This window comes from Pelagibacterium flavum (assembly GCF_025854335.1).
GTDB lineage: Bacteria > Pseudomonadota > Alphaproteobacteria > Rhizobiales > Devosiaceae > Pelagibacterium > Pelagibacterium flavum.
This window is the reverse complement of record NZ_CP107716.1, coordinates 117,975-143,204: the sequence shown is the minus strand read 5'-3', so window position 1 is coordinate 143,204 and position 25,230 is coordinate 117,975. Positions and strand designations below refer to the sequence as shown.

At 59.6% G+C, this 25,230-nt stretch carries 26 protein-coding genes and 1 tRNA gene; 12 read left to right on the top strand and 15 right to left on the bottom strand.

Going from position 1 to position 25,230, the window contains the following annotated elements:
- Entirely contained in the window at positions 1 to 741 is a 741-nt protein-coding gene (locus OF122_RS00730; RefSeq protein ID WP_264225982.1) for a sulfite exporter TauE/SafE family protein, read from the bottom strand.
- A gap of 133 nt (positions 742 to 874) precedes the next feature.
- On the opposite strand from OF122_RS00730, the gene OF122_RS00725 reads away from it, so the two are divergent.
- Positions 875 to 1,588, top strand: coding sequence for a fumarylacetoacetate hydrolase family protein (locus tag OF122_RS00725; RefSeq protein ID WP_264225981.1), 714 nt, complete (start codon positions 875 to 877; stop codon positions 1,586 to 1,588).
- A gap of 111 nt (positions 1,589 to 1,699) precedes the next feature.
- Here the strand turns inward: OF122_RS00725 and OF122_RS00720 are convergent, their stop codons facing one another.
- From OF122_RS00720 to OF122_RS00700, 5 genes are all read right to left on the bottom strand, one after another.
- Entirely contained in the window at positions 1,700 to 1,975 is a 276-nt protein-coding gene (locus tag OF122_RS00720; RefSeq protein WP_264225980.1) for a DUF1488 family protein, read from the bottom strand.
- Positions 1,976 to 2,166: 191 nt separating this feature from the next.
- A complete protein-coding gene (locus tag OF122_RS00715) occupies positions 2,167 to 2,418 on the bottom strand; it encodes a hypothetical protein (protein ID WP_264225979.1) in 252 nt (83 codons plus the stop codon).
- A 19-nt stretch (positions 2,419 to 2,437) separates the two neighbouring features.
- Entirely contained in the window at positions 2,438 to 2,614 is a 177-nt protein-coding gene (locus OF122_RS00710; RefSeq protein WP_264225978.1) for a hypothetical protein, read from the bottom strand.
- 53 nt (positions 2,615 to 2,667) lie between these two features.
- Positions 2,668 to 2,874, bottom strand: coding sequence for a cold-shock protein (locus tag OF122_RS00705; RefSeq protein ID WP_264225977.1), 207 nt, complete (start codon positions 2,872 to 2,874; stop codon positions 2,668 to 2,670).
- Positions 2,875 to 3,217: 343 nt separating this feature from the next.
- Positions 3,218 to 3,292: transfer RNA gene (locus OF122_RS00700), tRNA-Gly, on the bottom strand.
- 218 nt (positions 3,293 to 3,510) lie between these two features.
- On the opposite strand from OF122_RS00700, the gene OF122_RS00695 reads away from it, so the two are divergent.
- From OF122_RS00695 to OF122_RS00685, 3 genes are all read left to right on the top strand, one after another.
- Complete coding sequence (locus OF122_RS00695; protein ID WP_264225976.1) at positions 3,511 to 4,446, top strand: thioredoxin family protein; 936 nt, start codon at positions 3,511 to 3,513, stop codon at positions 4,444 to 4,446.
- Positions 4,447 to 4,533: 87 nt separating this feature from the next.
- On the top strand, positions 4,534 to 5,193 hold the full coding sequence (locus OF122_RS00690) for an LON peptidase substrate-binding domain-containing protein (RefSeq protein WP_264225975.1): 660 nt from the start codon (positions 4,534 to 4,536) through the stop codon (positions 5,191 to 5,193).
- Positions 5,190 to 5,447 (top strand): Trm112 family protein, encoded by a 258-nt coding sequence (locus OF122_RS00685; protein ID WP_264225974.1) that lies wholly within the window; start codon positions 5,190 to 5,192, stop codon positions 5,445 to 5,447. The genes OF122_RS00690 and OF122_RS00685 overlap by 4 nt, the downstream gene beginning before the upstream one ends.
- A 9-nt stretch (positions 5,448 to 5,456) precedes the next feature.
- On the opposite strand, the gene OF122_RS00680 is transcribed toward OF122_RS00685, so the two are convergent.
- Complete coding sequence (locus OF122_RS00680; protein WP_408636280.1) at positions 5,457 to 6,683, bottom strand: FAD-dependent monooxygenase; 1,227 nt, start codon at positions 6,681 to 6,683, stop codon at positions 5,457 to 5,459.
- A 292-nt stretch (positions 6,684 to 6,975) separates the two neighbouring features.
- Between OF122_RS00680 and OF122_RS00675 the strand changes: the two genes are divergently transcribed.
- The 5 genes from OF122_RS00675 to xth all read left to right on the top strand — a co-directional run bounded on the left by OF122_RS00675 (position 6,976) and on the right by xth (position 13,258).
- Positions 6,976 to 7,314, top strand: a complete 339-nt coding sequence (locus OF122_RS00675; protein ID WP_264225973.1) for a P-II family nitrogen regulator — start codon at positions 6,976 to 6,978, stop codon at positions 7,312 to 7,314.
- A 32-nt stretch (positions 7,315 to 7,346) separates the two neighbouring features.
- The gene (locus tag OF122_RS00670) at positions 7,347 to 8,720 is read left to right on the top strand and encodes an ammonium transporter family protein (RefSeq protein WP_264225972.1); all 1,374 of its coding nucleotides are present in this window, start codon (positions 7,347 to 7,349) and stop codon (positions 8,718 to 8,720) included.
- A gap of 253 nt (positions 8,721 to 8,973) precedes the next feature.
- Positions 8,974 to 11,577 (top strand): DNA translocase FtsK, encoded by a 2,604-nt coding sequence (locus OF122_RS00665; RefSeq protein WP_264225971.1) that lies wholly within the window; start codon positions 8,974 to 8,976, stop codon positions 11,575 to 11,577.
- A 161-nt stretch (positions 11,578 to 11,738) separates the two neighbouring features.
- Positions 11,739 to 12,371, top strand: a complete 633-nt coding sequence (locus OF122_RS00660; RefSeq protein WP_264225970.1) for a LolA family protein — start codon at positions 11,739 to 11,741, stop codon at positions 12,369 to 12,371.
- Positions 12,372 to 12,457: 86 nt separating this feature from the next.
- The gene (gene xth / locus OF122_RS00655) at positions 12,458 to 13,258 is read left to right on the top strand and encodes an exodeoxyribonuclease III (protein WP_264225969.1); all 801 of its coding nucleotides are present in this window, start codon (positions 12,458 to 12,460) and stop codon (positions 13,256 to 13,258) included.
- A 34-nt stretch (positions 13,259 to 13,292) separates the two neighbouring features.
- On the opposite strand, the gene OF122_RS00650 is transcribed toward xth, so the two are convergent.
- The 3 genes from OF122_RS00650 to OF122_RS00640 form a co-directional block, all read right to left on the bottom strand.
- A complete protein-coding gene (locus OF122_RS00650; RefSeq protein WP_264225968.1) occupies positions 13,293 to 13,745 on the bottom strand; it encodes a cyclic nucleotide-binding domain-containing protein in 453 nt (150 codons plus the stop codon).
- Between the two features lie 87 nt (positions 13,746 to 13,832).
- The gene (locus OF122_RS00645) at positions 13,833 to 14,516 is read right to left on the bottom strand and encodes a response regulator transcription factor (protein WP_264225967.1); all 684 of its coding nucleotides are present in this window, start codon (positions 14,514 to 14,516) and stop codon (positions 13,833 to 13,835) included.
- Between the two features lie 103 nt (positions 14,517 to 14,619).
- On the bottom strand, positions 14,620 to 15,294 hold the full coding sequence (locus OF122_RS00640; protein WP_264225966.1) for a YggS family pyridoxal phosphate-dependent enzyme: 675 nt from the start codon (positions 15,292 to 15,294) through the stop codon (positions 14,620 to 14,622).
- Positions 15,295 to 15,387: 93 nt separating this feature from the next.
- On the opposite strand from OF122_RS00640, the gene leuS reads away from it, so the two are divergent.
- Genes leuS through holA form a run of 3 tightly spaced genes read left to right on the top strand, consistent with a single transcriptional unit; the run spans position 15,388 to position 19,509 of the window.
- A complete protein-coding gene (gene leuS / locus OF122_RS00635) occupies positions 15,388 to 18,009 on the top strand; it encodes a leucine--tRNA ligase (RefSeq protein ID WP_264225965.1) in 2,622 nt (873 codons plus the stop codon).
- Positions 17,996 to 18,490: an LPS assembly lipoprotein LptE gene (lptE, locus tag OF122_RS00630; protein WP_264225964.1), complete on the top strand. Its 495-nt coding sequence runs from the start codon at positions 17,996 to 17,998 to the stop codon at positions 18,488 to 18,490. The genes leuS and lptE overlap by 14 nt, the downstream gene beginning before the upstream one ends.
- Positions 18,487 to 19,509 carry a DNA polymerase III subunit delta gene (gene holA / locus OF122_RS00625; protein ID WP_264225963.1) on the top strand — a complete coding sequence of 341 codons (1,023 nt, stop codon included), beginning with the start codon at positions 18,487 to 18,489 and terminating at the stop codon, positions 19,507 to 19,509. The genes lptE and holA overlap by 4 nt, the downstream gene beginning before the upstream one ends.
- Before the next feature lie 42 nt (positions 19,510 to 19,551).
- Here the strand turns inward: holA and OF122_RS00620 are convergent, their stop codons facing one another.
- The 5 genes from OF122_RS00620 to mnmE all read right to left on the bottom strand — a co-directional run bounded on the left by OF122_RS00620 (position 19,552) and on the right by mnmE (position 25,217).
- Entirely contained in the window at positions 19,552 to 20,433 is an 882-nt protein-coding gene (locus OF122_RS00620) for a ParB/RepB/Spo0J family partition protein (RefSeq protein ID WP_264225962.1), read from the bottom strand.
- 11 nt (positions 20,434 to 20,444) lie between these two features.
- The gene (locus OF122_RS00615) at positions 20,445 to 21,245 is read right to left on the bottom strand and encodes a ParA family protein (RefSeq protein ID WP_264225961.1); all 801 of its coding nucleotides are present in this window, start codon (positions 21,243 to 21,245) and stop codon (positions 20,445 to 20,447) included.
- Between the two features lie 37 nt (positions 21,246 to 21,282).
- Positions 21,283 to 21,942: a 16S rRNA (guanine(527)-N(7))-methyltransferase RsmG gene (gene rsmG, locus OF122_RS00610; RefSeq protein ID WP_264225960.1), complete on the bottom strand. Its 660-nt coding sequence runs from the start codon at positions 21,940 to 21,942 to the stop codon at positions 21,283 to 21,285.
- The gene (gene mnmG / locus OF122_RS00605; RefSeq protein WP_264225959.1) at positions 21,939 to 23,804 is read right to left on the bottom strand and encodes a tRNA uridine-5-carboxymethylaminomethyl(34) synthesis enzyme MnmG; all 1,866 of its coding nucleotides are present in this window, start codon (positions 23,802 to 23,804) and stop codon (positions 21,939 to 21,941) included. The genes rsmG and mnmG overlap by 4 nt, the downstream gene beginning before the upstream one ends.
- A gap of 102 nt (positions 23,805 to 23,906) precedes the next feature.
- On the bottom strand, positions 23,907 to 25,217 hold the full coding sequence (gene mnmE, locus OF122_RS00600; RefSeq protein WP_264225958.1) for a tRNA uridine-5-carboxymethylaminomethyl(34) synthesis GTPase MnmE: 1,311 nt from the start codon (positions 25,215 to 25,217) through the stop codon (positions 23,907 to 23,909).
- Between the last annotated feature and the right edge of the window lie 13 nt (positions 25,218 to 25,230).

Genomic DNA, 25,230 nt, shown 5'->3' with positions numbered 1-25,230 from the left:
CTAGAAGCCCAGCACCATCTTGAGCCCGATCGCACCGAGAAAGATCAGGATCATGCGGTCGAAGGCGCTTTGGCTCATCTTGCCCGCGAGCCATTGACCCACCGGCATGAACAGAAAGGTCGGGATCAGCGCAAACATACCCTGCATCAGCCATTCGGGTCTCAGGATGCCGGCCACCCACAGCGAGGGCGCCTGAAAGATCGCCAGAACCATAAACATCGCCGAAACCGCATAAACATGCGCATCGCGGCCGAACCGCATGGCGTGGATGAACGTCACCCCGATCGGCGCCGAAATCCCCGTCGCGCCATGCAGCAGTCCCGCACCCAGACCCGCCGGCATTGCCCAGCGCCTGGCTGCCTGGGGTCCCACGGTGAAATGCGGGTTCAACAGGCGCAGCGCCAGATAGCCGAGCAGCAGGATTCCCAGCGTCAACGCCAGACCGCGCTCGGGCGTCGACGTCAAAAACCACGTTCCGGCGATAACGCCAACCACGCAGAGCATGAGCATGGGCTGCAAAAAGCCCAACCCTGCTTCGCCACGCGCATGCCGAAAGCGATAGAGCTGGGACGCGTTGGAAACCAGAATTGGAATCAACAGCACGGCGATGGCGTGCTGCAGGCCGAAGGTTGCCGCGAGAAACGGAATGGCAATGAGCGGCATGCCCATCCCGGTCGCACCCTTCGAAATTGCTCCGGCGCCGACTGCGACGAAGATGATGGCAAGTGCAATAATGTCCATGGATGGGCAAAGACTGAGGATAGGGTGGGCAACGACACTTGCTAAACCAGTTGCCTGACCAAGACAATCAAACCTTTAGGCAGGTGCCCGATCCCTCGGCAGCGCCCACCTGATGCCACTAGGAATTGAAAAAATGAGCGAAAACGCACGCGAACCTGCCGGCACCGAATTCGTACTGCCCCCCAATCCCGTGCCGACGCTACCCGTTGAAGGCACAAGGGACGTTTTTCCGGTCAACCGGATATTCTGTATCGGCCGCAACTATGCCGCGCACGCCGTCGAGATGGGTCATGATCCCGACAAGGAACCACCCTTTTTCTTTTTCAAGCATGGTGACGCGGCAATTTCGGATGGCACCTTCCCCTATCCCTCCGAAACATCCGATGTGCACCACGAAGTGGAAATGATCGTCGCGCTAGCGAAAGGCGGAACCGACATCGCGGTCAAAGACGCTCTCTATCACGTCTTTGGCTATGGCGTAGGTCTCGACATGACCCGCCGGGACCTTCAGTCCGAAGCCAAAAAACTCGGCCGCCCCTGGGAGGCAGCCAAGAGCTTCGAGGCTTCCGCGCCCTGCGGACCGCTGGTCCCCGCCAGCCGCATCGGGCATCCCGATCAGGGCGCGATCACACTCGCGGTCAACGGGCAAACACGCCAGGAAGGCAATCTCAACCAGATGCTCTGGAAGGTGCCCGAGATGATCTCGATCCTGTCTCGCTTTTTTGCGCTGCGGCCCGGCGATATCATCATGAGCGGAACGCCGTCGGGCGTTGGCGCTGTATCTCGCGGCGATTCCATCGTCGCAAGCGTCCAGGGCGTAGGCGAAATCAGAGTGAAGGTCGTCTAGCAGGTGCCGGGCACACTGCCCGCTCCAGGACGAGCACTGACAAAGCCTGCAAACGAAAAAGGGCCCCTCGGCCCTTTGATGTCAAGCTCTCGCAGTTTGATATTTTACCAGCTATCGAAAGTCGGCAGCAGTCAACAGGTAAGTTGTGCGCCGGCTGTTGGCGTAAACTTCGCGTGCGACGTCCAGGATAGACGTACGCAACGCATCAAAGGCATTGAGCCAGCGTGATTCAGCAGTGCCCGACGCAATTGAACTGGTGTCCAGCTTGGCCAACGCATCGATGTCGACGAAGAATTGAACTTCAAACATGCCATCGTAACCCGTGAAACCGACAGCATTGCGCGACTTCTGAAAGTCTCGGCTCGGATTGGGAAAGCTCAATGACATGGCGAAACATCCGGCAACACCAGGGCTATTTCGGGTTGAGCGATACCGTTCAGGGGGACCCGATCGCGATCACCGAACGCAACGGCAAAGCGCGGATAGGCGGCAGAGCTGAATTGGCCAGCGCGCCTGGAAGAGATTGGGAAAGGAATGATTTTGCTCAATGTATGCATCGGCTTTATCCTTTTTCAGGGTCACGCTCTTGGCAACGGATAGGCTTCGTCCTTGTAGAGCGCGGTAATCTGATCGGCACCGAAACGCCGTTCCTCGGTTTCAAGGATGGCTCCAGCCAGAAGCTCGGGGGGCATTTCTTCCATGAGATAGCGCAGCGCCTTTGCCGTGCTCTCGAAGCGGCGGTAACGGATCGTGCGATACCGTGTTGAACGCTTGCCTGGATAAAGTTCAGCGCTGGCCTTATAGTCAAATCCGTCAGCTTTGGTTTTCATAATGGTGCTTTCTCCGGCGTCATGCGTCGCTGTCGGGCAGCGACCTTTTCTCGAGGCGCGCTGCTTTCTGGACGTCTCTCAGTTTGCGCTCGCGCGCCTGAAGGGCCTGGCGAATGGCCGCGAACTGCCCGTTCTTTTCGGTGATCGAGATCGACCGGAACCGGCTTTCGGCAGCCTCGAGAGGTGTCTTTGTCATAGGCTTTAGCCTTGAAGGCCGGGGCTGAAGCTCAGTCCCGGCGCGCCATAACTTTAGGAAAGCTGCAGATTCACTGCCGATGCCTTGCCGTCGCGACCGTTTTCCAGCTCGTAGCTGACGGCCTGGCCTTCGGCGAGACCCGAAAGACCGGCGCGCTCTACCGCCGAAATATGGACGAAGGCGTCCTTGCTGCCATCAGAAGGCGAAATGAAACCAAAGCCTTTGGTGGCATTGAAGAACTTGACGGTACCGTTGATCATGAAAGTATCTTTTCGTGTGGCCCGGTCCAGCGGACATGCGGGCATGTTTCCGGCCCGCAACACGCGGATCGGATCTAGAACGTTCGCAAAAAATCAGGAGATGGTCCTGTGCCGGTACGCCGGTGCAGGGAAAAGCCAATGATCGGCTGAAAACGTACTTCGATATATGGGTATGGCGAACCCGATAAACAAGGCCCATAATGTTCAGGCACCAAACACCCGACAATTGCGGCAAGCGCCGCAGGACCGCTACGCCAGCGGATCGGTCAACTCATGATAGTCTGGAAAAGCAAAAAGGGCCTTTCGGCCCTTTGATCTCAAGGCTCTCACGCCTTGGAATTTTTGGAGCGGGCGATGAGATTCGAACTCACGACCCTAACCTTGGCAAGGTTATGCTCTACCCCTGAGCTACGCCCGCACTCCAATCCCGGTCCGCCCCTTGGCGGCACCGCGATGGGCGCCTATATGCCCAACCGAAATGACAATTGCAACCCATATTTTCACGCTCAGCCACAACGCCCCCACCACGGCGGCAAACAGACAACAGCTTTGGGCTTTTGCACCGGCGCCCGGCTTGGTGTAAGGCTCGACCCAAACGTCGGCACCTAACCGAAGGGCCAGAAAAGGCAGCACCAGATGGACCTCAATCTCACCCCAAAGCAGGCGCCGGCTCAGGACGACCTGATCATCGAATCATCGACCGCGCGTTTTCAGGCCGATGTTCTCGAAGCCTCGATGCAGCGCCCTGTCCTCGTTGATTTCTGGGCACCGTGGTGCGGACCCTGCAAACAGTTGACGCCGGCATTGGAGAAGGTCGTCACCGGCCTTGGGGGAAAGGTCGCGCTGGTCAAGATCAATGTGGATGAAAACCAGGCTCTTGCAGGTCAGATGGGCGTGCAATCGATCCCTGCCGTCTTTGGCTTTATCGGTGGCCGTCCGGCGGATGGCTTCATGGGCGCCTTGCCGGAAAGCGAGATTGCCCGCTTTGCCCAAAAGCTCATCGACATGGCAGCCAAGGCCGGTGTGGGCGGCCCTTCTGAAGCCGAAAGCCAGATCGCAGCCGCCATGGAAGCGGCCCGGGCGGCGCTTGATGCGGAAGATTTCGAGCGCGCCTATCAGATCTTTGCCACCGTGCTCCGCCATGCCCCGGACAATCTGGACGCACTTGTCGGCGTTGCGACCGTGCAGTTCCGGACCGGCGATCGCGATGGGGCGCGCCAAACCCTCGCGATGCTGCCCGAGGATCAGAGCCACGCCGGCGCCAAAGCGCTTGAAACGGCAATTTCGCTCGAAGAGGGGGCCGAAAAGCTCGGCGATGCCACCCAACTCGAACAGGCGCTGACCACCAACCCGAACGATCATCAGGCCCGCTTCGATCTGGCGATGATTCGCAACGCCAAAGGCGACCGGCTTGCCGCCGTTCAGTCGCTGATCGCCATTATGGAGCGCGACCGCGAATGGCAGGATGACGGCGCCCGCAAAAAACTGCTCGAATTTTTCGAAGCGTGGGGTCCCAAGGACGCCGCATCGCTCAAGGGGCGTCGCATGTTGTCCTCGCTGCTGTTTCGATAAAGCGCGATCCGCAATAAGATAGGAACCTGACGATCAGGATTCATCAAAGAGAAACGGCTCCAGGACAGAGCCAGGAGAGGAAACGCCATGCGCCGCCCGGCTTCGATATCGGAACTTCCCGATATGCTCGCACTTTTTCCGCTGAGCCGTGCCCTTTTGCTGCCCGGTTCGCACCGGCCGCTCAATGTTTTCGAGCCGCGCTTCGTTGCCATGGTCGACGACGCACTGGCCGGAAACCGCATGATCGGCCTGATCCAGCCGCGCGACACCGCCGAGGAGGCACCGCGTGGCCAGGTGCCATTGGAAAAAGTGGGCTGCATCGGTCGCATCACTCATTTTGAAGAGCAGGCCGAAAGCCGCTACTTCATCATTCTCGAGGGCGTCTGCAGGTTTACGCCGATCGAAGAACTGACCACGGCGACGCCCTATCGCCAGGCGCGGATCGATACCACGGGTTTTGCCGCCGATTTCACCCCCGAACTCGGCGAAGATGCAGTCGATCGCCCGCGCCTGCTCACTGTGCTGCGGGCCCATGCGGAGTTTTCCGACATTGAGGTCGATTGGGACGAAATCGAAGATATGGCGACTGGCGAACTGGTCGATCTCGCCGCCATGCTCGGACCCTATGGCGGACCCGAAAAGCAGGCACTGCTTGAAGCCCGTACGCTCGTTGAGCGCGCTGAGACCCTGATGGCTCTCGCTGAAATCGAGATGGCAAGGGCCCGGTCGGGCGTCGTCCTGCAATGACGTCCCCGGACGCCCCGCCGCCGGACGACAATCCACGTTACAGACTTGATCCGCGCACCATCGAAATGCTCGTCTGCCCGGTCACAAAGACACGGCTGACCCTATCGGCGGACGGCTCCGAGCTGATCTCAATCGTCGCCCGCTACGCCTTTCCCATCCGCAAGGGCGTTCCCCTGCTGGTAATCGATGCGGCACGACGGATCGACGAGGACGAAGCTGAAGCTCTGCGCAACCGTCCTGCTTCAGATAACTAGGATCGCAATCTAAGGCGCGATACCCTTGAGCAGTTTGGCTCCGGACGCCCCAGCCGCCTGGGTGATGAACGCATCCTTGAGCGGGTCGATGCGATTGACGAGCGAAAGTCCGAAATCACGCACGGCCCTGACCGGTGCAACATCATTTGAAAACAACCGGTTGAGCCCGTCCGTCGCAAACGCCATCAAAGCCGTATCGGTACGCCGCCGGCGTTCATAGCGTTCAAGCACCGCCATCGAACCGAAATCTTCCCCCAGCCTTGCAGCGTCGACCAGGACCTCGGCAAGCACCGCAACATCACGCAGGCCCAGATTGAGCCCCTGCCCGGCAAGCGGATGGATCACATGAGCAGCATCGCCCACCAGCGCCAGACGGGGCGCGGCAAGCCGATGGGCGAGAACCAGGCTCAAGGGAAAACTCTGGACGGTTTCAACAATTTCCACTGACCCAAGAACCGATCCCATGGCCGCTTCTATCCGGTGCGCGAGATCCTCAGGCGCCATGGCAAGGAGGGCCTGCGCGGTCTCGGGCGTTTCGGTCCACACAAGCGAAGAGCGATTGCCCGAAAGGGGCAGCGAAGCAAAAGGACCAGCGGGCCGAAAATGCTCATAGGCCACGTCATGGTGCGGCTGGGCATGGCTGATGGTCGTCACCAGCCCCGACTGGCGATAGTCGTGGGAAAGGGTCCTGATCCCGACCAGTTCCCGCAGCATCGACTTGCCACCATCGGCCGCCACGACCAACCGTGCCGAAAGGGTCCGCCCGTCCTCAAGGACAACCTCGCCACCGGCTGCCCCCGTGGTGAAGGCTGAAACAGCGCCCGGCTCGATTATCGTCACCAGTTCCTGTGCCGCGGCGATGAGGCTGGCGGCACTGGCCGTATTGGGCACCATATGCGCAAAAGGTTCGCCCGGCCCCCGGTGACCGGAAAAGTCGAGAAACACCGGACGGCTTATGTCACCAGTTCCGGAATCGGTGATTTTCATTTCCGCAATGGGATTGGCCCCCTCGGCCATGCCGTCCCAGACCCCGATCGCCTCAAAAAGATGCCGCACCCCAGCGGCAATCGCCGAGGCCCGCGAATCTTTGGGGACGGCCAGCTTGCGCCGGTCGAGAAGACCCACCCTCATTCCGGGGGCAAATCGGGCCAACGCTATGCCCAGCGAAAGGCCAACGGGGCCACCGCCCACAATCAACACGTCAAAGCTATGCACCTCGCCAGTCTGCGCCATCATCAGGGCTCCGGATCGTTTCGCCCCAAACATGCGTCTGGGAAACGCATGAAGCAAGGAAAGTATTGCCGCAGCGGCTCAGCGCGTCCGTGCCCCTAAATTCACCAATCGTTAAAACACCGGCCAAAAGACGCCTATTTTTTAGGCATGTTGAATTGTGTCCAGAAATTGGCAGTTGCCCAATCTCTCAGTAAATTCCTTTAATATCAATCGGTTAAGCCCAGAAAAGGCAGTTTGGCACGGCTTTTGAGTCCTTATGTCGCGTGTCAGGTGCGGAATTCGGAAAGGAGCACCCATGAAACTGCTAATAGCCATCATAAAGCCATCGCGGCTCGAAGAGGTCCGTCAGGCCCTCAATTCGCTCGATGTGCACGGCATGACCGTAACAGAGGTCAAGGGGTACGGACGTCAGAAGGGTCACTCCGAGATCTACCGCGGTACTGAATACGCCGTTCACTTCCTCCCCAAGCTCAAGGTTGAGATCGCCGTGGACGCCGCTCAGATCGACGCGGTTGCCAGCGCCATCAAGGATGCCGCCCAGACGGGCCGTATCGGCGACGGCAAGATTTTCGTTCTCGATCTCGAACAGGCCATCCGCATCCGTACCGGGGAAACCGGAACGGAAGCTCTCTAAGTGCCTGGCGTCCAACTAGGAGAAGGACAATCATGAATTTCAAGACAAGCAAATTGCTGGGTGCGGCGGCGCTAGCCTCCCTGCTCATAGCACTGCCCGCGCTGGGGCAGGATGCCGGGGTGGCCGAGGAAGTGGTCGAAACCGTCTCTGAGGGTGTTTCTGCCGACGTTGTGTTTATTCTCAACTCGTTCCTGATGATTTTCGGCGGCGTGCTGGTGATGTGGATGGCCGCTGGCTTTGCCATGCTCGAAGCCGGCCTGGTGCGCACCAAGAACGTTTCGATGCAGCTTCTGAAGAACATTTCGCTCTTCTCGATCGCTGCCATCTTCTATTACCTCATCGGCTACAACCTGATGTATCCGCTCGGCAACTGGACCATCGGCTCCGATGATACCGGTGGCTATCTGGGCGCCTTCGGCATCGGCATCCTCGAAGCTGTCGGCATCACGGCCGATGACGCCGATGATTTCGGCTATGCTGCAACCAGCTCGGACTTCTTCTTCCAGGTCATGTTCTGCGCCACCACCGCCTCGATCGTTTCGGGCACGCTGGCTGAACGCATCAAGATCTTGCCGTTCCTGATCTTTACCGTCGTTCTGACGGGGCTGATCTACCCGATCCAGGCGTCCTGGAAGTGGGGCGGCGGTTTCCTCGATGCAATGGGCTTCCTGGATTTTGCCGGTTCGACAGTGGTTCACTCGGTTGGCGGCTGGGCCGCTCTCGCCGGTGCAATTCTGCTGGGCGCCCGTATCGGCAAGTACAATGCCGATGGCACCGTCAACGCGATGCCCGGTTCATCCATGCCGCTGGCCGCTCTTGGCACATTCATCCTCTGGATGGGCTGGTTCGGTTTCAACGGCGCATCCCAGCTGGCGATGGGCTCTGTCGGCGATGTGGCTGACGTCGGCCGGATCATGGCCAACACCAATGCCGGCGCCGCCGGCGGTGCTATTGCCGCTCTGATCCTCACGGCGATCATCTACAAGAAGGTCGACCTGACCTTCGTTCTCAACGGCGCTCTTGCCGGCCTGGTTTCGGTAACTGCCGAGCCCCTGACCCCAGGTCTGGGCACCGCCACGCTGATCGGTGCTGTCGGTGGCGTCATCGTGGTCTTCGCTGTTCCCCTGCTCGACAGGCTCAAGATCGACGACGTTGTCGGCGCCATTCCCGTCCACCTTCTGGCCGGCATCTGGGGCACCATCGCAGTGATCTTCAGCAATTCCGATGCAAATCTGGGCGTTCAGCTGCTCTCGATCGTCATCGTGGGTATCTTCACCTTCGTGGCCAGCTTCATCGTATGGCTGATCCTCAAGGCCACCATGGGCCTGCGGCCCTCTGAAGACGACGAAGCGCTTGGCCTCGACAAGGCCGAAGTCGGCGTCGAAGCCTATCCGGAATTCCGCTAATCGATCTCAAGGTCCGGGCATCAGCCCGGGCCTTTTTCTGCCGCTGAAGACGGCATGCAGCTCATATCCCTCTTGACCCACATCAAAGAGGCCTTCCCACTCGCAAACGATATGGGCTGCATCCCCTCTTCAGCTTCTCCCGACCCCCGACAGGGGTATTGGCCCCACCCTGCTCAGGTGGGGCTTTTTTGATGCCAAATTCCCGCCACACGCTAATCCAAGGTTAACCATGCACGACTAGGGTTGTCGGCAAATGGTACTGCGTAAACCGACCGGCCGCTCGATGACCCTGCATCCTTCACCGCATCTGGACGACAGCCACCGCTCAACTCCGGTGCTTTCGATCACCATTCCCGTGCGAATCATCGGCATCGCCGTCGCTCTGGTTTGTGCATTTGGCCTTGTGGCGCTGGCGTCCTGGTCGGTCGATGACCCCTCCTTTTCCTATGCCACCGACAAACCCGTCGAAAACTGGCTGGGCTTTCCCGGCGCCGCCATGGCCGATATCGGCTTTCAGCTTTTCGGCCTCGGGGCACCGCTGCTGCTTTTGCCGCCGCTATTGTGGTCGTGGTCGATGTTCCGTCGCATCGTGCCATCCTATCTCGGGCTGCGCCTGACGGGCTGGCTGCTGGGAACCACCCTGGCCACGGGCATGTTTGCCTGCTTTCCGTCCCCCGACAGCTGGCCCCTGCCGCTCGGCCTGGGCGGGTTCATCGGCACCGGGTTTACCAACCTGTTCACCACCCTTGCCGGCGACGCGCCGCAAGGTTGGGGCGCCATTCTTTATGCCGCCTTGCTCGGCGTTCCTGCTCTGGGGTTGGTTTGGCTATCCGCGCGGTCGCGGCCGGCATTCGAAAGCGATTTGCCGGTCCCGTCCAAAACCACCGCCCACCGCAAGAAAGCGTCCGAGCCTAAGCCCGAAATTGACGATAGCCCGGATTCGAGCGGGATCTTCGATGTGGCCATCGGCTTTGTCGCCCACACCTTTTATGGCGCGCGTGCCGCGGCAAAACGGATTTTCCGGCGCAAGCCGGCGAACGACCAGATGCCGGCCCGCAATTGGCAGAACACCGATTTCGAGCCTCAGCTCGACAGATCGATAGCCATCGATCATCACGAGGCCCACCCCGAGCCCCAATCCGCCCGCGATTGGGAGGACGACACCTACCAGGACTACGAGGACGATTATCCTGCGCAGCAGACCTCCTCTCGTCGCGAGGCGGACGACATTGCCCGCATGATCGTCGAGCAGCCCGGCCGGGCAAGGGTCACCGCGCCCGCGCCACGCCCTGCGCCGTCCCCGCGCCAGGTGCGCGAGGCCCAGGCGTCTTTTCTGCCCACCGACGGCTTCGAACTGCCGCCTCTGGAGCTCCTCGCCGCACCGAGTTCGACCCAGGTCTTGCCGGAACACAATCCCGAAGCGCTCGAAGCAAATGCCAAGCGCCTCGAAGGCGTGCTCGAAGATTTTGGCGTCAAGGGCGACATCATCAATGTTCGTCCAGGGCCCGTGGTTACGCTCTACGAGCTCGAGCCTGCTCCGGGCATCAAGTCGAGCCGCGTGATCTCGCTGGCCGACGACATTGCACGTTCCATGAGCGCCATTTCCGCCCGTGTGGCCGTCGTCCCCGGCCGCAACGCCATCGGCATTGAATTGCCCAACAAGACGCGCGAAACCGTCTTCCTGCGCGAACTTCTGGCCTCCAACGATTTCGACAAGGCCAAGGCCAAGCTGCCCATCTGCCTGGGCAAGACCATTGGCGGCGAACCGATCATCGTCGATCTGGCGCGTATGCCGCATCTGCTCATCGCCGGCACCACCGGCTCGGGCAAGTCGGTCGGGATCAACACCATGATCCTTTCCCTGCTCTACAAGATGAGCCCCGAGCAGTGCCGGCTCATCATGATCGACCCCAAGATGCTCGAGCTCTCCGTCTATGACGGCATCCCGCACCTTCTGACCCCGGTGGTCACCGACCCCGCCAAGGCGGTCGTTGCCCTCAAATGGGCCGTGCGCGAGATGGAAGATCGCTACAAGAAGATGAGCAAGATCGGTGTGCGCAACATCGATGGTTTCAACGCCCGCGTCGCCGAATCGGCGGCCAAGGGCGAAGTTTTAACGCGCACCGTTCAGACCGGCTTTGACCGGGAAACCGGCGAAGCGATCTTTGAGAGCGAGGAGTTTGACCTCGAACCCCTCCCCTTCATCGTGGTGATCGTCGACGAGATGGCCGACCTCATGATGGTCGCCGGCAAGGACATCGAAGGCACCATCCAGCGGCTCGCCCAGATGGCTCGCGCCGCCGGCATTCACATCATCATGGCCACCCAGCGCCCCTCAGTCGATGTCATCACCGGCACGATCAAGGCCAACTTCCCCACCCGGGTCTCGTTCCAGGTGACCTCCAAGATCGATTCGCGCACCATTTTGGGTGAACAGGGCGCCGAACAGCTGCTGGGCAATGGCGACATGCTGTATATGGCGGGCGGCGGTCGCATAAAGCGCCTTCATGGCGCGTTCGTCGCCGACAACGAGGTCGAGGACATCGTTGCTCACCTCAAGAGCCAGGGTACGCCCGAATATCTTGAATCGATCACCGCCGAAGATGAGGACGGCCAGGGCGGTTTTGATGACGACGGCGGGTTTGGCGGCTCGGGTGACGAGCTCTATGACAAGGCCGTCAATATCGTGCTGTCCGACAAGAAGGCTTCGACCTCTTATATCCAGCGCCGTCTTTCGGTTGGATACAACAAGGCCGCGACGCTGATCGAGCGCATGGAGCAGGAAGGCATCATCTCTCCCGCCAACCATGCGGGCAAACGCGAAGTTCTGATCGGCGACAACGCCGACGGCTATTAGAGTGTTTCCAGGATAAATGGGTGCCACTGGTCTGGTTGGGAACCTCTCCGACACACGATGAGTTTACCGCCGGGCCATCCGGGTTCGCGCTCTTGCCGCAATTGCGATTTACCTCGACAGTCCAAGGGGCAGCCTCTTTGTACTGAAACGGAGTCCTGGAAATGATTCGTCTTGCCGCCGCAATTTTGACAGCGGGCATTTGCGCGCTCGCACTGGCCATGCCGGTCAGTGCCCAGTCCCGCGTGCTGACCCCCGATGAAGAGTTTCTCCTCCAGGAGATTTCCGCCCACAACACCGAAATCCGCACCATGGCCGGTCGCTTTGTCCAGATCGACAGCCAGGGCGGGCGGATCGAGGGCACGTTCTGGCTCAAGCGCCCCGACATGGTCCGCTTTCGTTATGCTCCGCCGAGCCGCGAGGAAATCATTTCGCAGGGCCGCGGCTTTTACGTCATCGATCGCCAGGAGCGCACCCAATACGCCTACCCGCAGGACAATGTGCCGCTGCGCCAGTTTCTCGGGGATGAGGTCAGCCTGATCAACTCCAACCTCTCCGATGTCATCATGTCCGAGACCCATGTCTCGGTCATGATCGTTGACGAGAGCCCCATCGGCACCGTTCAGGTTTCGCTGATCTTTGACCGCGAAACTCTCGATCTCGTGCAGTGGAGTCTTATCGAACCCTCGGGCGTTGAGACGACCTTTTCGATCACCGAGACCGAAAAAGGCATCGAGATTCCCGATCAGTACTTCCGCATTGATCCCACCTACCGTTCGGTCAACGCCCAGAACTGATCCGGACACATGCGGCCAAGGGCTTTACCGCGCCTGGCCGGACCGTCATAAAGGCCCGGCCCGCTATTTTGACCTTTGAGCCCTTCATGCCTTCGCTTGCCACCTGGAACATCAATTCGGTGCGTTTGCGCCTGCCCATCGTTCTCGACTTTTTGTCCCAGTACAGCCCCGATGTCCTGTGCCTGCAGGAAATCAAGTGCATGAATGACCAGTTCCCGAGAACGGCGCTGGCCGATGCCGGCTATCCCCATCAGGCGGTGCACGGGCAAAAGGGCTACCACGGGGTGGCCATCGTTTCGAAACATCCGCTCGACGAGATCACGGCGCGCGGATTCTGCGACATACCCGATTGCCGCCACGTTTCCGCGCGGCTCGACTTCGGCAAGGGCCCCCTCACAGTTCATAATTTCTATGTCCCCGCAGGCGGCGATGAACCCAATCCCGAGATCAACCCCAAATTCCGCCACAAGCTCGATTTTCTTGCCGAAATGGAAGAATGGTTCGACGATCTTATTTTCGATGAGCGCCAGTTGATCTGCGGCGATTTCAATGTTGCGCCGCATGAAAACGACGTCTGGAGCCACAAACAGCTTTTAAGAGTCGTCTCCCACACTCCGGTCGAAACCGAAGCCCTCGATCGCCTGCTGTCCCGGCGCAACTGGGTCGATCTGGTGCGCCAGCACATTCCCATCGAGGAAAAGGTCTATTCCTGGTGGAGTTACAGGGCCAAGGATTGGGATGTCTCGGACCGTGGCCGCCGGCTTGACCACATCTGGGCGACACGAGACGTCGCAGCGCACACCAGAGCTGCCCATATCCTGCGCCCGGCCCGCGGCTGGTCGGAAAAGCCTTCAGACCACGTTCCGGTGATCGTGGAATTCGAATAATGCCGGCCCGCCTTCTCGAAAAGCGAAAGGCGCTCTATCTAGAAAACCGCTCACCGAGCTGGGCAATGGAGTCGAGATAGCGCGAAAGCTCGGCCCGCAGCGTTGCTGCGACGTCTTCGGCAAGCTCGGGATGGCTGCGCAGCAGTTTCATGAACGGCGCCCTTGGTACGAAAAGCAGCGTGCTCGTCCGCAACGCCTTGACCGAAGCGCCGCGCGGGCGCGTCAACATCAGTCCAAGCTCACCGACCAGCGCAACCGGCTCGATGCGAAATTGCCCACTGCCTTCGACCGGAGAGTGCGTCGACTCCAGAGCCCCCGAAACCAGCACATAGGCCCCATCGGCAGCATCGCCGGCGGCATACAGAGCATCGCCCGGGGCCAGCGAGATTTCCTCGCAAACAAACGCTAAAAGGCGCAGCTGTTCATCAGAAAAGCTGGAAAAAACGTCAAGCTCTGCGAGTGCGGCCACTGCCGCCGCTTCGTCCATACATGCCCCCGGTCGCGCGTTAAGGGCATATGATTGGCATAAATTACCGAGCTCGCAAAGACTTAGACGAAATTGGGTCGAGAGATATCAGGGAACCAGCCGGTATCCGCCTTCTTCTGTAACCAGGAGCCGCGCGTTTGACGGGTCGCGTTCGATCTTTTGCCGCAGGCGGTAGATGTGGGTCTCGAGCGTATGGGTGGTGACCCGATTGTTGTACCCCCACACTTCGGCGAGCAGAACGTCGCGCGAAATGGTCTTGGCCCCCTGCCGATAAAGAAACTTCAGGATCGAAGTTTCCTTGTCGGTCAGCCTGATTTTCGAGCCATCGCCATTTTCGAGCGTCTTGGCGGCCGGCTGGAAGCTATAGGGCCCGATTGTAAAGACCACATCCTCGCTCTGGTCGTGCTGGCGAAGGGCGGCCCGCATGCGCGCCAGAAGCACCGAAAAGCGGAAGGGCTTGGTGACATAATCGTTGGCGCCGCTCTCCAGCCCGCGGATTTCATCGGACTCGCTGTCCTGGCCCGTCAGCATGATGACGGGCGCCCGAAACCCGTCATTGCGCATGATCTTTAGCGCCTCGCGCCCATCCATGTCGGGCAGTCCGACATCGAGCAGCATAAGGTCGAAATGGCCGGACTTTGCCGTCTCGAGCGCAGCAGCCGCTGTTTCGGCTTCGGTGATATCGAACTCCCGATAAGGTTCGAGCTGCCCCACCAATGCGGCACGCAATTCGGCGTCATCATCGACAACCAGCAAACGGCGCTTATTCATCAGCAAAACTCCCGATTCTCATTGGCGAGGGTTACACACCTGCCTTCTCAAGGACATACGATTCAATTGAGGTCCGGTCGAACAATCGCCAATCACATGCGCGTTATCGGGCGCCGAAAAGAGCTGAACCCACTCGAACCTGTGTCGCTCCCATCACGATTGCCGTCTCGAAATCCGAACTCATGCCCATCGAAAGTTGCGATACACCCGCTTCCTTGGCCAAACGCGCCAGCTGGGCAAAATACGGACCCGGCGCTTCCCCGAGCGGCGGAATGCACATCAATCCAACGATATCGAGCCCATATTGATCCCTGCATCGGCCCACGAATTCAACAGTTTCCGATACCGCCACCCCGGCCTTTTGTTCCTCGCCGCCGATATTGACCTGCACAAAACACGGCAGCTTGCGGTCCTGCTTTTCCATCTCGCTTGCCAGAATTCTGGCCAGCTTGTCGCGATCCACACTCTCGATGACATCGAACAGCGCTACGGCGTCACCAGCCTTGTTGGTCTGCAGCGGCCCAATCAGATGGAGAACAATATTGGGATACGCCGCCTTTAAATCCGGCCATTTTCCCTGGGCCTCCTGAACTCGGTTTTCGCCAAAATGGCGCTGGCCGGCCTCTATGACCGGAATGATCGTGTCGGCGTCGAACGTCTTGGATACCGCCACCAGTTCGGCAGGGACGCTGCCTGCAATGCGATTGGCGGCGCGATCCATGCGGTTCCTGATGTCCGCGAGCCGCTGGGCAGCGGTTTCCGGGGCGTTTGGGCTCATGGGAATGGTTGACCTTCCGGCGCTTTTCTGGTGATGGTCGCCTACCCAATTTCTCATCTCTTCTCAAGTATAGGGCCGCGACCGGTACTTTCTATGGCAAACGCTTCCGAGCGCTACAATCCGCGCGAACAAGAACCCCACTGGCAAAAGGTCTGGGCGGAGAAGAAAACCTTCGAAACGTCCAACGACGATCCGCGTCAGCCCTATTACGTCCTCGAGATGTTCCCCTATCCCTCGGGCCGCATCCATGTGGGCCATGTGCGCAATTACACCATGGGCGATGTGGTGGCCCGGTTCCAGCGCGCCAAGGGCAAGAAGGTTTTGCACCCAATGGGCTGGGACGCCTTCGGGATGCCGGCCGAAAATGCGGCTATGGCCAACAAGGTTCACCCGCGCGACTGGACATATGAAAACATCGCTGCGATGCGCAAGCAACTGCAATCCATGGGCTTTTCGCTCGACTGGAGCAGGGAATTCGCGACCTGTGACGAGGAATATTATCATCGTCAGCAGATGTTGTTCATCGACATGCTCGAAGCGGGCCTGGTGACGCGCAAGTCCTCCAAGGTCAACTGGGATCCGGTCGATCATACGGTGCTGGCCAATGAGCAGGTGATTGACGGTCGCGGCTGGCGCTCGGGCGCCCTGGTCGAACAGCGCGAATTGACCCAGTGGTTCTTCAAGATTTCCGACTTCGCTGAAGATCTGCTGTCCGCGATCGACGGTTTGACCGACTGGCCCGAAAAAGTACGTCTGATGCAGCGAAACTGGATCGGCCGCTCCGAAGGGTTGCGGGTGTTGTTCGAGATCGCCGAAGGCGATGCCGATCAACCTAGCGTTGAAGTTTTTACCACCCGCCCCGACACCCTGTTCGGCGCCTCGTTCGTCGCGCTTTCGGCCGATCATCCAATCGCCGCCCATATCGCCAAGAACGACGCAGATCTCGCCGCGTTTATCGCCGAATGTCATCGCATGGGTACGTCGGCCGAAGCGATCGAAAAGGCCGATAAAAAGGGCTACCGGACCGCGATCACCGTCAAGCATCCGGTCATCGAAGGCGCCACTCTGCCCGTTTATGTCGCCAATTTCGTGTTGATGGACTACGGCACCGGTGCGATTTTTGGCTGTCCGGCCCACGATCAGCGCGATCTCGAATTCGCACGCAACTACGATCTGCCGGTTATCCCGGTCGTTCTGCCACCCGATGCCGACGCCGATGAATTTTCCATTGGCGCCGAAGCCTATACCGGACCGGGCGTAGCCTTCAATTCCGGCTTCCTCGATGGATTGGACGTCGATGCGGCCAAGGACGCCATTGCCCGCTTTCTTGAAACCAGAAAGGTTGAAGGCAAGCCCCAGGGTGTCCGCCAGGTCAATTACCGGCTGCGCGACTGGGGCATTTCCCGCCAGCGCTACTGGGGGTGCCCGATCCCGGTAATCCATTGCGACACATGCGGCATCGTGCCCGTGCCCAAGGATCAGCTGCCGGTACGTCTGCCGGCCGATGTGGAATTCGATACGCCCGGCAATCCGCTCGACAGGCACCCGACCTTCAAGCAGGTCGATTGTCCCTCATGCGGCTCAAAGGCGCGGCGTGAAACCGATACCATGGACACATTCGTTGATTCCTCATGGTATTTCGTGCGCTTTACAGCGCCGCGGGCTGAAAACCCGACCATTCCGGAAATGGCCAACGAATGGCTGCCGGTCGACCAGTATATCGGCGGCATCGAACACGCCATTCTGCACCTGCTCTATTCGCGCTTTTTCGCCCGCGCCATGAGCCGCACCGGGCACATGGACATCGATGAACCATTCAAGGGCCTGTTCACCCAGGGCATGGTGACCCACGAGACCTACAAGGACGCCCAGGGCAACTGGATGTCGCCGTCCGAGGTCGTGCTCGAAACATCCGATGGGCAGCGTGTGGCGACCTCATCGGTTACCGGCGAGCCGGTGACCATCGGATCGATCGAAAAAATGAGCAAATCCAAGCGCAACGTCATCGATCCCGACGATATGATTGCCGCCTATGGCGCCGATACCGTGCGCTGGTTTGTGCTCTCGGACTCTCCGCCCGAACGCGACGTCCAATGGACAGAGGCAGGTATCGAGGGCGCCTGGCGCTTTTCGCAGCGCGTCCACAAGCTGGTTGGGGAAGCGCGTGAATTGCTTTCGCTCGAACCCAGCACGATCGACCAGGAAGACCCACGCACGATCGACATTTTGAAAGCCGCCCACAAGGCAACGGCGCTGATCGAGGCCGATCTGACCGGTCTGAGATTTAACCGCGCCGTCGCCCAGATCTATGAACTGGCCAACGCCATTCAGAAATTTATCCCGGTCGTCAGCGAATCGCCCTCGCTTGCCAATATTTCGGCCCTGCGAATTGCCATTGAGCGTTTTGTGCAGTTCATCGCCCCGATGATGCCCCACCTGGCCGAGAGCTGCTGGGCAAACCTGGGTCATCAGACCATGGTTTGTGACACGCCCTGGCCCGAGGCAGATCCCGCATATCTTATTGACGATACTGTGGTTTTGGCCGTTCAGGTTAATGGAAAGCGGCGCGGCGAAATAGAGATGCCCAAGGACGCTCCCTCGACGCAGGCGGAAGCTGCGGCCTTGTCACTGGAAGCGGTTGCCCGCATTCTCGACGGCAATCCTCCACGTAAGGTGATCGTCGTGCCCAACAGGATCGTCAATGTCGTTTGCTAGAATCGTCCGCGCCACCTGTTTGGGCGTTGCATTGGCAGCGGCGGGGCTTTCCGCCGGCTGCACGTTAACGCCTGTTTATGGCGATGCGGCCATCTCCAGCCAAAGCGTCGCGCTGCGTTATGCGGAGCCCGAAACGCGCCTTGAGCAAGTGGTATATCAGACGCTTTCGGGCCGGTTTGGTCCGGCAACCGCCGACGCGCCGCAGTTTTCTGCTCAGGTTTCATCCAGTGCAACACGGATTGGACTTTCCGACGTACCGGGCCCAATTTCCGAATATCAGCTAACGATTACAATAACTTATCGTGTTGAGCAGAACGGCGTGCGAATGAGCGCCGGCACGCGATCAGCCACTGCCGGCTATCGCACAAACGGCCAGATCGTTGCCGACGATGCCGCGCGCGCCGCAGCCGAGGAGCAGGCAGCCAGGTCCGCAGCGGAAACCATTCGCCTGGCTCTGCTTGCCGATCTTGGGGTGCAATGACCGCTCTCAAGGGCCGTGACATTGAGAAATTCCTGTCGAGGCCCGACCTGACGTCCGGCCTTGTGCTGGTTTACGGCCCCGACACAGGGCTGGTCAGCGAAAATGCGGCGCGGCTCGTCAAGCAATTCGCCGGAGACCCACCCGATCCGGAGAGTCTTTCTCAATTGCATATGAGCGAGATCGACGCCGATCCGCAACGGCTGGGGATTCTGGCGCGCAGCCCATCATTGTTCGGCGGCCAGACGACAATCCGCATCCGGGCAGCGACAAATAAACTGGCCCCAACGCTGGTTGAGCTCTTGGACGAAGGCGCTCAAACAGTTTTCATCGTTGAAGGGGCTGACCTCAAGCCCACAGATGCCCTGCGCAAGCAGGCCGAGGCCCGCAAGGATGCCCGGGCGCTGCCATGCTACGCCGATACCGGCCAGACGATTGACACCCTGATCCGCGAGACATTTGCTCAGGCCGAAATAACGCTCGAAACCGATCTGGTGTCCATGTTGCGCGATATGCTGGGCAATGACCGGCAGGTGACGCGAAGCGAGCTGCAAAAACTCGTTCTCTATGCCGGCGAGGGTGGAACCTTGTCGCGCGAGGAGGTTATGAAACTGTGCGGCGACAACGCTGCGCTGGCCGTCGATGCTGTGGTTGACGCTGTCGCAACCGGCCATGCACGCCGCTTCGATGAAGCCATGACGCGCGCAGCAAGCGCCGGCACCGACGCACAACGTCTGCTCATCGTTGCAATGCAGCACTTTTCCCGACTGCGGGCCATGCGGGCTGAAATCGACACCGGCGCGAGCATGGATCAGATCATCAGCCGTGCGACGCCGCGTATTCACTTTTCCCGCAAGTCCAGCTTCGAACAGCAGCTCAGACTCTGGAACGATGATGGCTTGGCCGCAGCCTGCAATCGACTGGCCAGCGCAATTCTGGAAAGCCGCAAATCAGGGCCGCTCGCACCCGCGATTGGGCGCCAGGCCTTGCTGGCGATCTGCATGGCCGCTGCAAGACGCTAGTTGCATCAACCACTTAGCACGATGTTTCACGTGCAACTCGCCCTAATGAGGCAGCAAACGTGCACAGATGCCATCGAGCTGCTCAAGGGTTTTGTACCGGATTTCAAGCTTCCCGCCGCGCTCCTTATGTTCGAGCGTGACCGACAATCCCAAAGCATCTGACAATTGTTTTTCGAGCGCCAACGTATCCGCATCCTTTGACGGCCCGCGCTTTTCGCCGATCGGCAGCGGCCGGCGCGCCTCAGCGCCCTTTTGATGCAACGCTTCGGCTTCACGCACCGAAAGACCCGAATCGACAATCCGTCGAGCCAAAGCGAGCGGATCGTCAGATGTAATCAGCGTCCGTGCGTGCCCGGCGGTCAATTCGCCACGCTCCAGCATGCCTTGCACCTCGTCGGGCAATCTGAGCAACCGAAGCGTATTGGCAACATGTGAACGGGACTTGCCGATGACATGGGCAAGATCGTTCTGGGTGTAATCGAACTGTTCGATCAGCTGGCCATAGCCTTGCGCTTCTTCAAGCGGATTGAGATCGGCGCGCTGAACGTTTTCGATAATAGCCAGCTCAAGAGCTTCCTTGTCATCGACCTCACGGATAATGACCGGAACCTCATGCAGCCCTGCCCTCTGAGCGGCCCGCCACCGGCGCTCGCCGGCAATGATTTCAAAGACATCGGGGCCCTGATCGCTTGGGCGTACCAGGAGCGGCTGCATGACGCCCTTTTCGCGAATCGAATTGGTCAGGTCTTCGAGCAGCTCTGCGTCGAAATCCTTGCGCGGATTGGCGCGGCTGGCGATGATGAATTCCACCGGCAGACGACGCGTACCGGTCGTTTCCGCTTGGCGCGGCGCGGCTTCCAGCGGCTGCATGTCTCCGATGAGGGCGGCGAGGCCGCGGCCGAGGCGAGTGGGTTTATCGTTCATGGTCTTCTCCATCAGGCCGCCCGCAACTGGCGTTCACGCTTGATCACTTCGGTGGCCAATCGAAGATAGGCCTGACTTCCGGCGCATTTAAGATCATACAGCAATGCCGGCTTGCCATAGCTGGGCGCTTCGGACAGCCGCACATTACGCGGTATGACCGTATCATAGACCAGCGTTCCCATATGCTCGCGCACGTCGCTGAGCACCTGCTCGGACAGATTGTTTCGCTTGTCGAACATAGTCATCACAACGCCCTGGATCGACAGGCGCGGATTGAGCGTCGAGCGAATTTGCTCAATGGTCTGAAGCAGTTGACTCAAACCCTCCAGCGCAAAGAACTCGCATTGCAGCGGCACGAGAACCGCGTCCGCGGCCGTCAGCGCGTTTATGGTGAGCAGATTGAGGGACGGTGGGCAGTCAATCAGCACATAGGTGATCGGCTTGCCGTCAATAGTCACTTCGGCCACATTGTCGAGCGCCGACTTCAGGCGGAACGCGCGATCACGCTCAGCCGCGATCATCAGCTCAACACCCAACAGATCCATGGTCGAAGGCACGATCGCCACATTGGGCACATTGGTGCGGACCGCCGCATCCTTGACCGTCGATTCATTGAGCAGCAGATCGTAGGACGAGCGCTCACGCTGCTGACGCCCAAGGCCGAGGCCCGTGGACGCATTGCCCTGAGGATCGAGATCGACGATGAGAACCTGCTCACCAATGGCCGCAAGGGCAGTTGCCAAATTGATCGCCGTCGTTGTTTTGCCGACGCCGCCCTTCTGATTAGCGAGAGTTATGATACGCGGATGCATCTGACCTCCGAAACCATCATGGTTTCAAACACTTAGGTTAGGTGCGAGGCCGCAGATGGGATATCTCGAGCAGAACGCCGTCTTTGTCCGTCGCACTTTGATGCTTTAACACATCGTAAACCCAATCTGAATCCGCTGATTTCAGTTCTTCCCCATTTTCGCGCCCTTTATGCAGAACAGCACGGCTTTCCGGACCCCAAAAACGGTGGATATAGCTCAAAAGCAGCGGCAAAGGCGCCAGGGCTCGAGACGTAAAAAGATCGACGGAACCTATGGTTTCAGGCGCCACCGTCTCGATTCTGGCGGTGTGAACGGTGATCGGAAGATCGAATTCGCGTGCCGTGGCGCGTAGAAACGCACATTTTCGTGTGTTGGACTCGATCAGATGCATGGAAAAATCCGTCCCCTGCAGCGCGATGGCTAGAGGAATCGCCGGAAATCCGCCGCCACTGCCGATATCGAGGATGCGCAGATGCCCGGAAAATGGGCTGATCGACGGCAAAATCTGAAGCGAATCAAGGATATGGCGCGTCCACAAATCTCCCGGTGTTTCACGTGAAACCAGATTCTGAACCTTCTGCCAGCGCAGGAGATGATCCGAGAACCTATGGAGTTGAGCGGAAATGACCTCCGCATTGCCAAATGTCGCCGCGCCGACCCGCTCCAGATCCGCGATACGGCCCGAATCGCCTGTCATGACGCCTTCCGGTCGATGCGGCCGCGACGGATAACGGCCAGGACCAGCGTGAGGGCCGCAGGAGTTACGCCTTCGATGCGTTGAGCCTGAGCGATGGTCTGCGGACGAGCGGCGATTAGCTTCTGCTTCATTTCATTGGAAAGCCCGGGCAACAGACTGTAGTCCAGCCAGGTGGGGATTTCCCGTGCTTCATCACGCTTGACGGCCTCGACATCGGCCTGCTGGCGCTCGAGATACACAGCATATTGCGCGTCTATGGTCACTTGCTCATAAGTCTTTGTTTCTATGTCCGAAATCTCGGGCCACACAGCTTCAAGATCCTGCCGTGTGGTGGTTGGATAGCTCATGAGTTCAAAGGCTGTGCGCCGCACGCCATCGGCATTGACGTTCACGCCGACTTTGCGAGCCTCGGTCGGAGTTACCCATAGGGAATGCAAAAGCGCCTTGGCTCCATCCAGTCGCGCCGTACGGGCGAGGAAATGCTGCTCTCGCTCCTCACCCACCAGGCCGATATCGATCCCAAGCTGTGTAAGCCGCTGGTCGGCATTGTCGACCCGAAGCTGCAAGCGGAATTCGGCACGCGAGGTGAACATCCGGTAGGGCTCAGTTACGCCTCGGGAAATCAGATCGTCGATCATCACGCCGAGATAGGAATTGGTGCGCGACAGAATCAGGGGTGCCCGGCCAAGCGCAGCCAGGGCCGCATTGGCCCCGGCCAGAAGCCCCTGCGCGGCGGCCTCTTCATAGCCCGTCGTGCCGTTGATCTGACCGGCGAGGTAGAGCCCCGGCAGAGCGCGCAACATCAGGCTGGGCGCCAGCTCGCGCGGATCGACATGATCGTACTCGATGGCGTAACCCGGACGCTTGATGGCCACGTTCTCAAGACCGGGCATCGCTTGCAGAAATTGCAGCTGCACATCGGCCGGGAGAGACGTGGAAAGACCGTTTGGATAAATGGTCGGATCGTCGAGCCCCTCGGGCTCAAGGAAGACCAGATGGCTGTCCTTGTCGGCAAACCGGACGATCTTGTCTTCGATCGAAGGGCAATAGCGCGGCCCCCGCGATTGGATGCGACCCGAATACATCGCTGATTTTGAAAGATTATCAGCAATGATCTGATGTGCTTCGGGCGTAGTGCGGGTTTCAAAGCACGAAATCTGGCGCGTCGTTATGACGTCTGTGAGCGCCGATAACGGCTCGGGCGGTTCGTCGCCGAGTTGCTCTGATAGCGCGGAAAAATTGATCGACTGGGCATCAAGCCGCGGAGGCGTACCCGTCTTGAGCCGGCCCAGCTTGAGCCCGAGCTCCTCCAGACGGACTGAGAGGCCAAGTACCGGTCTTTCCCCTGCCCTGCCCGCCGGAATGGTCTCCTCGCCGCGATGGATGAGACCACGCAGGAATGTGCCGGTGGTCAGGACCACGGCCCTGGTTGAGATCTGACGTCCATCGAGCAGCACGACGCCACTGACCACACCGTCGGTCACAAGAAGATCGTCGACTTCGCCTTCGATGATGTCCAGATTGGGCGTGCCGGAAAGCTCCGCCTGCATCGCCTCGCGATAGAGCTTGCGGTCCTGCTGCGCCCGCGGACCACGCACTGCGGGCCCCTTGCGCCGATTGAGGACGCGGAACTGGATGCCGCCCCTGTCGGCGATCCGGCCCATGACGCCATCGAGGGCATCGATTTCACGCACCAGATGGCCCTTGCCCAATCCACCAATTGCCGGATTGCAGCTCATCTCGCCAATCGTCGCGAAACGATGGGTGACCAGGGCAGTTGCTACGCCAAGGCGGGCCGAAGCGGCAGCGGCTTCCGCTCCCGCATGTCCTCCGCCGACAATGATGACGCCATAGTCACTCATGATTGCAGTCTCGATGATGTTTCACGTGAATCCGTTTTTGATCGCATATCGTTGTGTTTCACGTGAATCGCTCTAATAGGCGCGGTCCGTGTTTCACGTGAATCACTTCCCGATACAGAACCCGGCAAACAGTCTGTCCAATACCGCTTCATTGTCCATAAGGCCAATCAGGCCGGCCAAAATATCTGCGGCACGGCGCAAATCCTCGGCGCATAATTCGGGCTGTTCGATCCGATCAAGCGCCGTCTTGACACTCAGGATCGCTCGTTCAAGCGCCTTCTTATCCCGAAGATGGCTCACAAGGCTCGTTTCGCTCGCGCCAAGGCGGCCTTCAATATGGCTTTCGAGCCTTTTTAGCAAGGCCGGGACGCCCTCGCCGGTCATGACTGAAAGCGATAGATCGATCGGACCCGTGGTGGGCCCAAGATCGGATTTGGTGCCCAGTCGCCACAGAGGAACATCCGGCGCGGCGTCCGGTGTCGTTTCAGCATCAGGGGAGATCAGCCAAAGAACAAGATCGGCGCTCTCCATGGCGCGTCTGGCTCGCTTAATTCCTTCTCCCTCAGCCAGGCTGTCGGTCTCGCGCAGCCCGGCAGTATCGGTCAGCGTAACCAGTTGGCCCCCGAGATCGATGGCGACGTCCTTGGTGTCCCGCGTCGTACCCGCTTCAGCAGTAACAATCGCCAGATCCGAACCGGCCAGGCGGTTGAGCAGGCTCGACTTTCCCGCATTGGGAGCGCCGGCAAGGACGATGCGAAAGCCCTCGCGGACAATGCGACCGCGTTGGTAGCTATCCAGCGCGTCCTTGAGCTTGCCGACAAGCTCTTGTAGATCAACGATAAAACGGGCCGGCAGCGCGAACGGAACATCGTCCTCGTCGGAAAAGTCGAGCCGTGCTTCGATCTCCGCCCGGGCATCGAGCAGCAGTGCGCGCCAGACCATGACCTGATCCGCAAGACCACCGTCGAGCCGCGACAACGCCTGGCGGCGCTGAGATTCGGTTTCAGCTTCCAGCAGATCGCCAAGACCTTCGACCGCAGTCAGGTCGAGCTTGCCGTTTTCAAAGGCCCTGCGGGTGAAATCGCCAGCGCCGGCCAGTTCAACCTCGCAATGGCCCGTCAGAGCAGAAAGAATGGCCTTTACGCCCGCCGGGGAGCCATGAACCTGGAGCTCGGCGCAATCCTCGCCGGTAAAGGAATTGGGTCCGGGAAACACCGCGAGGAGACCCTGGTCCAGCGCGTCCCCGGTTCCCGGATGGCGCAAAGTCGTCAGCGTCAGCATTCGGGGCACCGGCAGAGTGCCACAAAGAGCACGCACGGCCGCAAAGGCTTTCGGTCCGGACAACCTGATGACGGCAACGCCAGACGGCAGGCTGCCCGTGGACAGCGCGGCAATGGTTGTACTGGTCTGCATCACAATCGTCCGA

Bases quoted from the DNA above. Each gene is read 5' to 3' on its own strand.
- OF122_RS00620 (WP_264225962.1), bottom strand. From the start codon at position 20,433: ATGAACGATAAACCCACTCGCCTCGGCCGCGGCCTCGCCGCCCTCATC.
- OF122_RS00660 (WP_264225970.1), top strand. From the start codon at position 11,739: ATGATTCGTCTTGCCGCCGCAATTTTGACAGCGGGCATTTGCGCGCTC.
- OF122_RS00715 (WP_264225979.1), bottom strand. From the start codon at position 2,418: ATGAAAACCAAAGCTGACGGATTTGACTATAAGGCCAGCGCTGAACTT.
- leuS (WP_264225965.1), top strand. From the start codon at position 15,388: ATGGCAAACGCTTCCGAGCGCTACAATCCGCGCGAACAAGAACCCCAC.
- OF122_RS00730 (WP_264225982.1), bottom strand. From the start codon at position 741: ATGGACATTATTGCACTTGCCATCATCTTCGTCGCAGTCGGCGCCGGA.
- OF122_RS00725 (WP_264225981.1), top strand. From the start codon at position 875: ATGAGCGAAAACGCACGCGAACCTGCCGGCACCGAATTCGTACTGCCC.
- OF122_RS00675 (WP_264225973.1), top strand. From the start codon at position 6,976: ATGAAACTGCTAATAGCCATCATAAAGCCATCGCGGCTCGAAGAGGTC.
- mnmE (WP_264225958.1), bottom strand. From the start codon at position 25,217: ATGCAGACCAGTACAACCATTGCCGCGCTGTCCACGGGCAGCCTGCCG.
- xth (WP_264225969.1), top strand. From the start codon at position 12,458: ATGCCTTCGCTTGCCACCTGGAACATCAATTCGGTGCGTTTGCGCCTG.
- OF122_RS00680 (WP_408636280.1), bottom strand. From the start codon at position 6,683: ATGATGGCGCAGACTGGCGAGGTGCATAGCTTTGACGTGTTGATTGTG.
- OF122_RS00705 (WP_264225977.1), bottom strand. From the start codon at position 2,874: ATGATCAACGGTACCGTCAAGTTCTTCAATGCCACCAAAGGCTTTGGT.
- OF122_RS00615 (WP_264225961.1), bottom strand. From the start codon at position 21,245: ATGCATCCGCGTATCATAACTCTCGCTAATCAGAAGGGCGGCGTCGGC.
- OF122_RS00650 (WP_264225968.1), bottom strand. From the start codon at position 13,745: ATGGACGAAGCGGCGGCAGTGGCCGCACTCGCAGAGCTTGACGTTTTT.
- OF122_RS00645 (WP_264225967.1), bottom strand. From the start codon at position 14,516: ATGAATAAGCGCCGTTTGCTGGTTGTCGATGATGACGCCGAATTGCGT.
- holA (WP_264225963.1), top strand. From the start codon at position 18,487: ATGACCGCTCTCAAGGGCCGTGACATTGAGAAATTCCTGTCGAGGCCC.
- OF122_RS00640 (WP_264225966.1), bottom strand. From the start codon at position 15,294: ATGAGCCCAAACGCCCCGGAAACCGCTGCCCAGCGGCTCGCGGACATC.
- OF122_RS00690 (WP_264225975.1), top strand. From the start codon at position 4,534: ATGCGCCGCCCGGCTTCGATATCGGAACTTCCCGATATGCTCGCACTT.
- OF122_RS00720 (WP_264225980.1), bottom strand. From the start codon at position 1,975: ATGTCATTGAGCTTTCCCAATCCGAGCCGAGACTTTCAGAAGTCGCGC.
- OF122_RS00695 (WP_264225976.1), top strand. From the start codon at position 3,511: ATGGACCTCAATCTCACCCCAAAGCAGGCGCCGGCTCAGGACGACCTG.
- mnmG (WP_264225959.1), bottom strand. From the start codon at position 23,804: ATGAGTGACTATGGCGTCATCATTGTCGGCGGAGGACATGCGGGAGCG.
- lptE (WP_264225964.1), top strand. From the start codon at position 17,996: ATGTCGTTTGCTAGAATCGTCCGCGCCACCTGTTTGGGCGTTGCATTG.
- OF122_RS00685 (WP_264225974.1), top strand. From the start codon at position 5,190: ATGACGTCCCCGGACGCCCCGCCGCCGGACGACAATCCACGTTACAGA.
- OF122_RS00665 (WP_264225971.1), top strand. From the start codon at position 8,974: ATGGTACTGCGTAAACCGACCGGCCGCTCGATGACCCTGCATCCTTCA.
- OF122_RS00670 (WP_264225972.1), top strand. From the start codon at position 7,347: ATGAATTTCAAGACAAGCAAATTGCTGGGTGCGGCGGCGCTAGCCTCC.
- OF122_RS00710 (WP_264225978.1), bottom strand. From the start codon at position 2,614: ATGACAAAGACACCTCTCGAGGCTGCCGAAAGCCGGTTCCGGTCGATC.
- rsmG (WP_264225960.1), bottom strand. From the start codon at position 21,942: ATGACAGGCGATTCGGGCCGTATCGCGGATCTGGAGCGGGTCGGCGCG.